This window comes from Streptomyces ureilyticus (assembly GCF_011045025.1).
Classification (GTDB): Bacteria; Actinomycetota; Actinomycetes; order Streptomycetales; family Streptomycetaceae; genus Streptomyces; species Streptomyces ureilyticus.
Map to the genome: position 1 here is coordinate 39108 of NZ_JAAKZX010000051.1, position 11725 is coordinate 50832.

General features: G+C 69.0%; 9 protein-coding genes. 5 read left to right on the forward strand and 4 right to left on the reverse strand.

The window, feature by feature from the left end:
* Positions 1-117: 117 nt before the first annotated feature.
* The 3 genes from G6048_RS18240 to G6048_RS18250 form a co-directional block, all read right to left on the reverse strand.
* A complete protein-coding gene (locus tag G6048_RS18240; protein ID WP_165340616.1) occupies positions 118-930 on the reverse strand; it encodes a thioredoxin domain-containing protein in 813 nt (270 codons plus the stop codon).
* A gap of 56 nt (positions 931-986) precedes the next feature.
* Positions 987-1730, reverse strand: a complete 744-nt coding sequence (locus G6048_RS18245) for a hypothetical protein (RefSeq protein ID WP_165340617.1) — start codon at positions 1728-1730, stop codon at positions 987-989.
* A gap of 77 nt (positions 1731-1807) precedes the next feature.
* The gene (locus tag G6048_RS18250; RefSeq protein WP_165340618.1) at positions 1808-3160 is read right to left on the reverse strand and encodes a DUF2252 domain-containing protein; all 1353 of its coding nucleotides are present in this window, start codon (positions 3158-3160) and stop codon (positions 1808-1810) included.
* Between the two features lie 226 nt (positions 3161-3386).
* Between G6048_RS18250 and dnaE the strand changes: the two genes are divergently transcribed.
* The gene (gene dnaE, locus G6048_RS18255) at positions 3387-6926 is read left to right on the forward strand and encodes a DNA polymerase III subunit alpha (RefSeq protein ID WP_165340619.1); all 3540 of its coding nucleotides are present in this window, start codon (positions 3387-3389) and stop codon (positions 6924-6926) included.
* A 131-nt stretch (positions 6927-7057) separates the two neighbouring features.
* On the opposite strand, the gene G6048_RS18260 is transcribed toward dnaE, so the two are convergent.
* Positions 7058-7234 carry a hypothetical protein gene (locus G6048_RS18260; RefSeq protein WP_165340620.1) on the reverse strand — a complete coding sequence of 59 codons (177 nt, stop codon included), beginning with the start codon at positions 7232-7234 and terminating at the stop codon, positions 7058-7060.
* 226 nt (positions 7235-7460) lie between these two features.
* Between G6048_RS18260 and G6048_RS18265 the strand changes: the two genes are divergently transcribed.
* From G6048_RS18265 to G6048_RS18280, 4 genes are all read left to right on the forward strand, one after another.
* Positions 7461-8675, forward strand: coding sequence for an NYN domain-containing protein (locus G6048_RS18265; RefSeq protein WP_165340621.1), 1215 nt, complete (start codon positions 7461-7463; stop codon positions 8673-8675).
* 422 nt (positions 8676-9097) lie between these two features.
* Positions 9098-10078: an ABC transporter ATP-binding protein gene (locus tag G6048_RS18270; RefSeq protein WP_165340624.1), complete on the forward strand. Its 981-nt coding sequence runs from the start codon at positions 9098-9100 to the stop codon at positions 10076-10078.
* Between the two features lie 64 nt (positions 10079-10142).
* Positions 10143-10967 carry an ABC transporter permease gene (locus tag G6048_RS18275; protein ID WP_165340622.1) on the forward strand — a complete coding sequence of 275 codons (825 nt, stop codon included), beginning with the start codon at positions 10143-10145 and terminating at the stop codon, positions 10965-10967.
* A gap of 34 nt (positions 10968-11001) precedes the next feature.
* Complete coding sequence (locus G6048_RS18280; RefSeq protein ID WP_165340623.1) at positions 11002-11703, forward strand: AAA family ATPase; 702 nt, start codon at positions 11002-11004, stop codon at positions 11701-11703.
* The last annotated feature ends 22 nt before the right edge of the window (positions 11704-11725 follow it).

Sequence of the window (11725 nt, forward strand, 5' to 3'; positions counted from 1 at the left end):
CGCTCAGATTACTGATCAGTACATGGCGAGAGCGGGCGAACTCGTAAAGTTCGCCCGCTCTTTGACGCGGATTCGCTCAGGCCCTTCGCTCGGGACCCTGAGTGCTCTCCGGGTGGCTCAGGCCGCCAGCGCCTTGCTGATCGCCGCCTCGTAATCGGCGACGGTCATCGGCGCGTTCTTGCCGTCGGAGCCGGTGAGCGTCTTGCCGTCCATCTTCAGCGTCGGCGTGCCCTGGACACCGCTGTCGTCGAACTTCTCCGACATGAGCAGCGCCCACTTGTCGTAGGTGCCGTTCTCCACCGCCGTCTGGAACCTCTTGTTGTCCTTCAGTGCGTCGACGGTGTCGGCCACCTCGATCAGGTACGAGTCGTCCTTGAACTTGTCCTCGGTCTCCTCGGGGTGGTACTTCGCTGAGTAGAGCGCCGCCTTGTACTGCAGGAAGGCGTCCGTGCTGACGTTGAGGGCGGCGCCCATCGCGCTGAGCGCGTTCTTGGAGCCCTCGCCCTGGGTGCTCTTGTCGATGAACGTGGCGCCGATGAACTGGACCTTGTACGTCCCGTCCTCGATGCCCTTGTCGACCGTCGGTCCGACCGCCTGCTCGAACTGGGCACAGATCGGACAGCGCGGGTCCTCGTACATCTCCAGGGTCTTCTTGGCGCTGCTCTTGCCGATGACGACGGTCGTGCCGTTCTCTCCGGTGGTGTGGGCGGGCTTGACGAGCTTGTCGTCCTGCGCGGCCTCCCAGTGGCCCGGCTTGTTGCCCTGGACGACGGCGTAGCTGATGCCGCCTGCCGCCGCGAGAACACCGACGACGGAGCAGGCGACGATGACCTGCCGCTTGATCTTGGCGCGCTTGGCCTGGCGCTCGCGTTCGGCGCGCAGCCGCTCACGGGCCGCCGTCTTGGCCGACTGGCTGTTCCTCTTGCTCATGATCGTTTTCTCCGTGTGAAGGCATGGGGATGTGGACTGCTGTGCTCAGCTGCGGTTCACGCCATTGAGGCGGCAACAAGCGAGCACGGCGGTCCACGCCGTCTCAGGGAGTGCACGAAGAAGTGGCTGCGGGGTGCGCTCGTGCGCCGCACGGGGCGCGGGAGCCGGAGTACGCGCGCGGGCCGCACGGTCACCGCGGTGACGGCGAGCAACAGCGGCCGGAAGGTGGACGCGACGGCCGCGCACAGGACTTGGGTCAGAGCCCGCTCGCCGCGCCGCAGCCAAGCGGCCGCGAGGAGGCCGACGCCGACGTGTGCGGCGAGCAGCAGCCAGGCGGCGGCCGGATCGGCGTGGGCGAGAAGCGCGGCGGCACCGTCGCCTTCGCGCGCCCACCCGTCACCCGACCACCGCCCCTCATAGAGGCGCTGCGCGCCGCCCCCGCTGAATTGCGCCAGCGGAGTGCCGACCTCGCCCGCGCACAGGAAGTCGAGGCCGACCGACCGCAGTGGGCCCGCCACTGGGCCGCCCGCCTTGCCGTAACAGGCGTGCTGACCCGCTGTGAACAGCGTGTCGGCGGCCAGCTCCAGCGGGATCAGCAGGGCGGCGATCCGCCCGAAGCCGCGCTCGTGGCCTGCCAGCGCGTACGCGATGACGAAGACGGCGGCGGTGAGCGCGGCCACGGTGGCCAGCGGCAGCGGGGCCCGGGACAGCAGCACGTGCGACGCGACGGACAGTGTCACGACGAGTGCCGTGAACAGTGCCGCGCGTACGGCTCTCAGCTGGGTCCCGGATGTGTCCATAGCAGTGGAGAGTGTGTCACGTACTCCTGTAAGGGAGCGCTAAAAAGCTCCCTGTGCGTGAGTGGGCGGTCACCGGTCTACAGCCCCGGAATCCGTCCGTTGCGGAACAGGTCCACGAAGATCTGGTGGTCGGCACGCGCGCGTGCGCCGTACGCATGGGCGAAGTCCACCAGGAGGTCCCCGAAGCCGGACTCGTCCGCCGCGATCGCCGCGTCGATGGCCCGCTCCGTGGAAAACGGCACCAGCTCGGAGTGGCCGCTCTCGTCGTCCGCCGCCGCGTGCATGGTGGCCGTGGCCCGCCCCAGGTCGGCGACGACCGCCGCGATCTCCTCCGGGTCGTCGATGTCGCCCCAGTCCAGGTCCACCGCGTACGGCGACACCTCGGCGACCAGCTGGCCCGAGCCGTCCAGCTCGGTCCAGCCGAGCCACGGGTCCGCGTGCGCCTGGAGAGCGCGCTGCGAGATCACCGTGCGGTGGCCCTCGTGCTGGAAGTACTCGCGGATCGCCGGGTCCGTGATGTGCCGGGAGACGGCCGGAGTCTGGGCCTGCTTGATGTAGATCACCACATCGTTCTCCAGAGCGTCCGTGGCGCCCTCCAGAAGGATGTTGTACGAGGGGAGACCGGCCGAGCCGATGCCGATGCCGCGGCGGCCCACGACGTCCTTCACGCGATACGAGTCCGGGCGGGCCAGGGAGGCCTCCGGCAGCGTCTCCAGATAGCCGTCGAAGGCCGCGAGCACCTTGTAGCGCGTGGCCGCGTCCAGCTCGATGGAGCCGCCGCCCGGCGCGAAGCGGCGCTCGAAGTCTCGGATCTCCGTCATCGACTCGAGCAACCCGAAGCGGGTCAGCGAGCGGGCGTCACGCAGCGCGTCCAGGAGCGGGCCCTGGGCGGTGTCCAGCGTGAAGGGAGGCACCTCGTCGCTCTTGGCGCCCGTCGCGAGGGCGTGGATCCGGTCGCGGTACGAGGCCGCGTAGGTCCGTACCAGCTCGGTGATCTGCTCGTCGCTGAGTGCCTTCGCGTACCCGATCAGCGCCACGGAGGCCGCGAGGCGCTTGAGGTCCCAGGTGAAGGGGCCGACGTACGCCTCGTCGAAGTCGTTGACGTTGAAGATCAGGCGACCCTGGGAGTCCATGTACGTGCCGAAGTTCTCGGCGTGCAGGTCGCCGTGGATCCACACGCGCGAGGTGCGCTCATCGAGGTACGGTCCACTCAGAATCCTCCCACCACCCCGCCCGGCGTTCTCCTGCTCCAGGTCGTGGTAGAAGAGGCACGCCGTGCCCCGGTAGAAGGCGAACGCCGAGGCCGCCATTTTCCGGAACTTCACGCGGAACGCGGCCGGGTCGGCGGCCAGCAACTGGCCGAAGGCGGTGTCGAAGACGGCGAGGATCTGTTCGCCGCGTTGCTCGGCGCTGAGCTGCGGATCCGACATCGCGGGGTGCCTCCAGGTGCAGGGTGACGCATGACAAGTGGGACGGAAAACGCCCGTCCTCTTCCAACGGACGAAGGTACGCGGGAGTGCCCGTTCTCCGCATGTGAACGTACGCGGGGGACCCCTCGAATTGTCAGTGCCGAGGCATAGACTTCGGCGCTGACCCCAGACTGTTCGCAGCCTGTCGGGAGCCCGTCGACCGCTGTTCGCCTTGGAGGCCGAAGCCGTGTCAAAGCCGCCGTTCACGCACCTGCACGTCCACACCCAGTACTCGTTGCTGGACGGTGCCGCGCGGCTGAAGGACATGTTCGACGCGTGCAACGAGATGGGCATGACACACATCGCCATGTCCGACCACGGCAACCTGCACGGGGCGTACGACTTCTTCCACTCCGCCAAGAAGGCCGGGGTCACGCCGATCATCGGCATCGAGGCGTATGTGGCGCCGGAGTCGCGGCGCAACAAGCGGAAGATCCAGTGGGGCCAGCCGCACCAGAAGCGGGACGACGTGTCCGGCTCCGGTGGCTACACGCACAAGACGATCTGGGCGGCGAACAAGACCGGGCTGCACAACCTGTTCAAGCTGTCCTCGGACGCGTATGCGGAGGGCTGGCTGCAGAAGTGGCCGCGGATGGACAAGGAGACCATCTCGCAGTGGTCGGAGGGTTTGATCGCCTCCACCGGGTGTCCTTCGGGGGAGTTGCAGACCCGGTTGCGGCTCGGTCAGTTCGACGAGGCGGTGAAGGCGGCCGCGGAGTACCAGGACATCTTCGGCAAGGACCGGTACTTCCTGGAGTTGATGGACCACGGCATCGACATCGAGCGCAGGGTGCGGGAGGACCTGCTGCGGGTGGGCAAGAAGCTCGGCATTCCGCCGCTGGTGACCAATGACTCGCACTACACGTATCCGCACGAGGCGGCCGCGCACGACGCGCTGCTGTGCATCCAGACCGGCAAGAACGTCTCGGATCCGGACCGGTTCAAGTTCGACGGCACCGGCTACTACCTGAAGTCCACCGACGAGATGTACGCCATCGACTCCTCGGACGCCTGGCAGCAGGGGTGTGCGAACACGCTGCTGGTGGCCGAGCAGATCGACACCACCGGCATGTTCGAGGCCAAGAACCTCATGCCGAAATTCGAGATCCCCGAGGGCTTCACCGAGGTCACCTGGTTCCAGGAGGAGGTGCGCCGGGGCATGGAGCGCCGCTTCCCCGGCGGTGTCCCCGAGGACCGCCAGAAGCAGGCCGAGTACGAGATGGACGTCATCATCCAGATGGGGTTCCCGGGGTACTTCCTGGTGGTCGCCGACTTCATCATGTGGGCCAAGGAGCAGGGCATCGCGGTCGGTCCCGGCCGAGGCTCCGCGGCCGGCTCGATCGTCGCGTACGCCATGGGCATCACCGACCTCGACCCGATCCCGCACGGTCTGATCTTCGAGCGGTTCCTCAACCCCGAGCGTGTCTCCATGCCCGATGTCGACATCGACTTCGACGAGCGCAGGCGCGTGGAGGTGATCCGGTATGTGACGGAGAAGTACGGGGCCGACAAGGTCGCCATGATCGGCACGTACGGCAAGATCAAGGCGAAGAACGCGATCAAGGACTCCGCGCGCGTACTGGGCTATCCGTACGCGATGGGCGACCGGCTCACCAAGGCGATGCCCGCCGACGTGCTCGGCAAGGGCATCGACCTGAACGGCATCACCGATCCCTCGCACCCCCGCTACAGCGAGGCCGGCGAGATCCGCGGGATGTACGAGAACGAACCGGACGTGAAGAAGGTCATCGACACCGCCAAGGGCGTCGAGGGACTCGTCCGGCAGATGGGTGTGCACGCGGCCGGCGTGATCATGTCCAGCGAGCCCATCGTCGACCACGCCCCGATCTGGGTGCGGCACACCGACGGGGTGACCATCACCCAGTGGGACTACCCACAGTGCGAGTCGCTCGGCCTGCTGAAGATGGACTTCCTGGGCCTGCGCAACCTCACGATCATGGACGACGCCATCAAGATGGTGAAGGCCAACAAGGGCATCGACTTGGAGATGCTCTCCCTTTCGCTGGACGATCCCAAGACCTTCGAACTGCTCTGCCGCGGTGACACTCTCGGCGTCTTCCAGTTCGACGGCGGCCCGATGCGTTCGCTGCTCCGCCAGATGCAGCCCGACAACTTCGAGGACATCTCCGCCGTCTCGGCCCTCTACCGGCCGGGCCCGATGGGCATGAACTCGCACATCAACTACGCGGAGCGCAAGAACGGCCGCCAGGAGATCACACCGATCCACAAGGAGCTGGAGGAGCCCCTCGAAGAGGTGCTCGCCGTCACCTACGGCCTGATCGTCTACCAGGAGCAGGTGCAGAAGGCCGCCCAGATCATCGCCGGGTATTCGCTCGGCGAGGCCGACATCCTGCGCCGTGTGATGGGCAAGAAGAAGCCCGACGAGCTGGCGAAGAACTTCGTCCTCTTCCAGGCGGGCGCCCGCAAGAACGGCTACAGCGACGAGGCGATCCAGGCACTGTGGGACGTGCTGGTCCCCTTCGCCGGCTACGCGTTCAACAAGGCCCACTCCGCCGCGTACGGACTCGTCTCGTACTGGACGGCGTATCTGAAGGCGAACTACCCCGCCGAGTACATGGCCGCGCTGCTCACCTCGGTCAAGGACGACAAGGACAAGTCGGCCGTCTACCTCAACGAGTGCCGGCGCATGGGCATCCGGGTGCTGCCGCCGAACGTCAACGAGTCGATGTCCAACTTCGCCGCGCAGGGCGACGACGTGATCCTCTTCGGCCTCTCGGCCGTCCGTAACGTCGGCACGAACGTCGTCGAATCGATCATCCGCTCGCGCAAGGCCAAGGGAAAGTACGCCTCCTTCCCTGACTACCTCGACAAGGTCGAGGCCGTCGTCTGCAACAAGCGCACCACCGAATCACTGATCAAGGCCGGCGCCTTCGACACCATGGGGCACACCCGCAAGGGGCTGACCGCCCAGTTCGAGCCGATGATCGACAACGTGGTGCAGGTCAAACGCAAGGAGGCCGAGGGCCAGTTCGACCTCTTCGGTGGCATGGGCGACGACGCCGCCGACGAACCCGGCTTCGGCATGGACGTCACGTTCACCGACGATGAGTGGGACAAGGCCTACCTCCTCGCCCAGGAACGGGAGATGCTCGGCCTGTACGTTTCCGACCACCCGCTGTTCGGCCTGGAACACGTGCTGTCCGACAAGGCCGACGCCGGTATCGCCCAGCTCACCGGCGGCGACTTCGGTGACGGGGCGGTCGTCACCATCGGCGGCATCATCTCCGGCCTGCAACGGAAGATGACCAAGCAGGGCAACGCCTGGGCCATCGCCACCGTCGAGGACCTGGCCGGCTCCCTGGAGTGCATGTTCTTCCCCGCCACCTACCAGCTGGTGTCCACCCAGCTCGTCGAGGACGCCGTGGTGTTCGTCAAGGGACGCCTCGACAAGCGCGAGGACGTACCCCGCCTCGTCGCGATGGAGCTCCAGGTCCCGGATCTGTCGAACGCGGGCACCAACGCCCCCGTCATCCTGACGATTCCGGCTCTGAAGGTCACCCCGCCCATGGTCAGCCGCCTCGGCGAGATCCTCAGCCATCACAAGGGCGACAGCGAGGTACGCATCAAGCTCCAGGGCCCGCGCAAGACGACGGTGCTACGGCTCGACCGCCACCGCGTGAAGCCGGACCCGGCGCTCTTCGGGGACTTGAAGGTCCTGCTCGGCCCGTCCTGCCTGGCCGGCTGAACAGACGCGTACGGAAACGACGTACGCAACAGCGCGTACGCAACACCGCTTTCGCAACAGGGCGTACGGAAACGACGAGGGGCGCCCCGATCCGGGTGCGCCCCTCTCGCCCTGTGCCGCCCCTAGGCCGCTTAGTTGTGGCCGAACTTCTTCCGCCGCTTGCCGCCGCCGGAGGCGAACTGGGCGGCGCTCGCCGCGGATTCGGTCTGCTCGGCGGCCGGCGCCAACTCCTCGGCTCCGCGCCGGGCTTGATCGTGCGCGCCACTCTGCTTCGGGCCGGTCTGCTTGCGGTTCTTGTTCTTGGCCATGGTGATCTGCCTCCTGTTGGGATTGCCTAGGGGTCAGGATCGGGATCAGATTCACATAGGCGCAGAAGCCGCGCATGTCAGAGAATTACTGTGCGTAGTAAGGCCTGTCGGAGGGTGAACCTCGGATACGCCACGCCGAAGATCGAGTTCCGGCCGTTAACCTCCGCGCAGTCGGGCAGACTCGAAGGAAGCCCGAAGCAAACCTCCCGGAAAGAGGGTGGATCGCGTGGACCGCTGCATCGTCCTGGTGGACGCCGGGTATCTGCTCGGGGCCGCCGCCAGTCTTCTCGCCGGGGAGCCTTCGAGGTCCCGGATCACCGTCGACCACGCCGCCCTGATCCAGGGGCTGCGCGAGCGCGCCGAGTCCGACACGGAACGGCCCTTGTTGCGCATCTACTGGTTCGACGGCGCCCCCGACCGCGTGCCGCAGCCCGAGCACCGAAGGCTGCGTGTAATGCCTCGGGTGACCGTACGTCTGGGTGCGCTGACCCGCAGTGACGGGCGGTGGGCGCAGAAGGGCGTCGACGCCGCCATGCACGCCGAGCTTACGGAGCTGGCGCGTAACCGGGCCTGCTCCGACGTGGTCCTGGTGACCGGTGACGGGGATCTGCTGCCGGGCATGATGGCCGCCAAGGAGCACGGCGTCGCTGTTCACCTGTGGGCGGTGCAGGCCGCCGACGGCGACTACAACCAGTCCGAGGACCTGGTCGCGGAGGCCGATGAGCGCCGCGTACTGGACCGGACGTGGATCACCAAGGCCGTACGGGCCAAGGAGTTCGGCGGGATCTGCGCGACGCCGCCCGCGCCGCGGCCCGAGATCGCCGCGATCCTCTCCGCGCCGCTGCCCGAGTCCGGGCTGCCCTCCGGTAGCGAGCGGAGCGCGCGGGAGCCGCAGCACCCGCAGCCGGCGCCGAGTGAGAACGGCACGCAGGAGCGGGGGCCAGCCGCGAAGGGGGTGCCGACGCCGAAGGATCTGGCGGCCTTGCGCGCGCCCGGTGCGCAGGCCACCCAGCATCCCGCGAACGCCACGCTGCGGTGGTCGTCCGACAAGGGGTGGGTCGACCGGCCCGGCGCCGCCGAGTCCGCGGACGCCGCCTCGCTGCCGACGCTCGCGCAGCTCACCACGGCCGAGCAGCGGTGGGCCGACCGGGAGGAGGACATCACGACGGTGGGCGGGGATCCGTACGAGGTCGGGCAGGTGTTCGCGCGGCGCTGGATGGGGCGGCTGTCCGACCCGGCGCATGTGCAGAAGCTGTCCACGATGTATCCGCGGGTGCCGCACCGGATCGACGGGGAGTTGCTGCGGTACGCGGCGCGGTTCGGGCTGCTCGCGCACAAGGACGACCAGATCGATGAGCATGATCGGTACGCGATCCGGGCGGGGTTCTGGCGGGAGATCGATGTGCGCACGGCTGCGGAGCACGCGCCCGCGGGGGAGTGAGTGCGTGAGCGCTCCGCTGGGAGAACGGTGACAAACCCGCGGGCGGGTGGGGGCTTGTTGCTCCCCCACTCTCGGCTTCGCTCGAGCGAGGGGACCCCATCGCGGCGGAGCCGCATACGTCACGGCCCCGCGCCCCTGATGGGGCGCGGAGCACGCTCGCGCGGGGACGAGCGCCTAGTAGCTCGGGCGCTTTGTTCGTAGGCGGCTGCGGGTTCGTTGTGGCTGGTCGCTCCCCCCCCCACTCTCGGCTTCGCTTGAGCGGGGCCCCCATCGCGGCGGAGCCGCAGATGTCACAGCCCCGCGCCCCTGACGGGGCTCGGGCAGTGCCCCCGGCGCAAATCGGTACCCGAGACCCCGTAGGCTCGTGCCTCGTGAGTACGCGCACCGCACAGGCAGCCCGGCAGGGGCACGGTGGGGATGTCGTGTGCGCGGTGCGGGATCTGACCAAGACCTATCCGGCGGTGCGTGGACGGCGCGGGGCACCCGGGACACCCGAGGTGCGGGCCACCGACGGCGTGCGGATCGATATCCGGCGTGGCGAGATCTTCGGGCTGCTCGGGCCGAACGGGGCCGGGAAGTCCACACTCGTACGGCAGCTGACCGGACTGATGCGCCCCGACCGCGGCAGCGTCGACATCCTCGGGCACGACATCGTGCGCCATCCCGAGCGGGCGGCGCGGATCCTCGCGTACCTCGGACAGGAGTCCACCGCGCTCGACGAGCTGACGGTGTCGCTCGCCGCGGAGACCACCGGGCGGCTGCGCGGGCTGGACGTGCGCAGCGCGCGGGCCGAGCGGGACACCGTCCTCGAGGAGCTGGGCCTCGCCGCCCTCGCCTCACGACCGCTGCGGAAACTGTCGGGCGGGCAGCGACGGCTCGCCTGCTTCGCCGCCGCGCTCGTGGGTGAGCGTCCGCTGCTCGTGCTCGACGAGCCGACCGCCGGCATGGACCCGATCGCCCGTCGTGCCGTCTGGGGCGCCGTCGACCGGCGCCGGGCCGAGAACGGCACGACGGTTCTGCTGGTCACCCACAACGTCATCGAGGCCGAGACGGTTCTCGACCGTGTCGCCGTGATGGACCAGGGCCGTGTCATCGCCTGCGACACTCCCTCCGGGCTGAAGGAGCAGGTCGCGGGCGAGGTGCGCCTCGAACTCGTCTGGCGGGAGCGCGCGCCCCTCGATGTTCCCGAGGTCGCCGCGCTGCGCGACCGTGCCGTCGAGTCCGGCCGCCGCTGGGCGCTGCGCCTGGCCCCCGAGGAGGCCCGCGCGGCCGTCGCCGCCGTCACCGGCGGGGCCGCGTTCGCCGCCCTGGACGACTTCACGCTCGCCACACCGAGCCTCGAAGACGTGTATCTGGCGCTGGGCGGGAGCGCCGGCAATGTACGGGGGTTGGTCAAAGCGTGAGTGTTCGGGCCGCTCTGGCCGTACGGAACAGGACGACAGCTGAAGCGAACAGGAGCCGCTCGACGTGAGTGTCGTACCCGCCGAGGTCCTGCCGGGCCGCGCCCTCCCCGTCGAGGACGCCGTCGCGGAACAAGCCGCCGAGCTCGGACCGCGTGCCCGGCTGTGGCCCGCGCTGTGCGCCGTGTACCGGGCTCAGCTGTCCCGGGCGCGGGTCGCGCGGATTCCGCTGCTGTTCGTGGCCACCTTCCAGTCGATCGGGATCATGGTCCTGATGCGCGGGGTGGTGGACGGCGGAGGCGAGGCGCGGGCCGTGGTGGCGGGCTCGTCGGTGCTCGTCGTCGCCTTCGTCGCGCTGAACCTGCTCGCCCAGTACTTCGGGCAGCTGCGGGCGAGCGGCGGGCTCGATCATTACGCGACGTTGCCGGTGCCGCCGGCGGCGGTGGTGCTGGGTGCGGCGGGCGCGTACGCCTCCTTCACCGTGCCGGGGACCGTGGTCACCGCCGTCTTCGGGTGCGTGCTGTTCGGCCTGCCGATGGCTCATCTGTGGATCCTCGCCGCCGTGATCCCGCTCGCGGGCGCGGCGCTCGCCGGGCTCGGAGCTGCGCTCGGGCTGCTGGCGCCGCGGCCCGAACTCGCCACGTTGCTCGGGCAGTTGGGTATGTCGGCGGCTCTGCTGCTCGGGGTGCTGCCGGCGGACCGGCTGCCCACGGTCGTCCAGTACGCGCGGGACCTGCTGCCGTCCACGTACGGTGTCGAAGCCTTCGGGCTGACCTTCGAGGCGCATCCCGACTGGGGGGTCGTCGTGCTCGACCTCGCCGTGTGCGCGGGGGTCGGGGTGGTCTCGCTGGCCATCGCGACCTGGGCCTATCGTCGGGCTGCCGTCCGATGACGCGGTTGACACGCGAGCCTGGCACGATGTCAGGGTGACCGCACCGCTTACTCCGCCCCAGCCGCCGCATCGTCCCTCTGCGGATCAGCAGTCCCCGGATCAGCAGTCTCCGGAGTACCAGTCGCCGCACCCTGCCTGGCAGGCGTCGCCGCACGCCGCCGCTGGTGCGGGCGGATCCGTCGGTTATCAGGAGGACGGCCCCGGGATGAAGACCGAAGTGCGGGAGGCCGCTGTCATCGCGCTCGCCATGGCGGTCGGTGGGGTGTTGCTCGGGGTGCTGTGGTGGTGGCTCGCGCCTGAGGTGCCACTGGTCTCGGACTCGTCCGCGGTCTATCTCAAGGACACGGAGGGGGAGCAGGCCATCGGGGTGGACGGGACGTTCATTCTGCTTGCGCTCGGGTTCGGGCTGGTGAGTGCGCTGGTCGTGTTCGTGCTGCGGCGGCGTGGAGGGATTCCGATCGTTGTCGCGCTCACGGTCGGGGGTGTGCTCGGTTCGTTGCTTGCCTGGCGGCTGGGGATCTGGCTCGGGCCTACGCAGGATGTGGCGGCCCATGCGCGGGAGGTGGGCCGGGGGGTCACTTTTGCGGCGCCGCTGGAGCTTGGGGCGAAGGGGGCGTTGCTGGCGTGGTCGTTGGCGGCGCTGGTGGGTCATCTGGGGCTGACGGCGTTGTTCGGGCCGCGGGATCCTGAGCCGGATGCGTATGCGCAGGGGCCGTACGGGGCGCCTCCGGCGTAGGGGCGGGTTTCTTGCGCGGGGG

What these genes read in the sequence shown, in the direction of transcription:
- G6048_RS18240 (WP_165340616.1), bottom strand. Translation starts at nt 930, where the DNA reads ATGAGCAAGAGGAACAGCCAGTCGGCCAAGACGGCGGCCCGTGAGCGG.
- G6048_RS18245 (WP_165340617.1), bottom strand. Translation starts at nt 1,730, where the DNA reads ATGGACACATCCGGGACCCAGCTGAGAGCCGTACGCGCGGCACTGTTC.
- G6048_RS18260 (WP_165340620.1), bottom strand. Translation starts at nt 7,234, where the DNA reads ATGGCCAAGAACAAGAACCGCAAGCAGACCGGCCCGAAGCAGAGTGGC.
- G6048_RS18250 (WP_165340618.1), bottom strand. Translation starts at nt 3,160, where the DNA reads ATGTCGGATCCGCAGCTCAGCGCCGAGCAACGCGGCGAACAGATCCTC.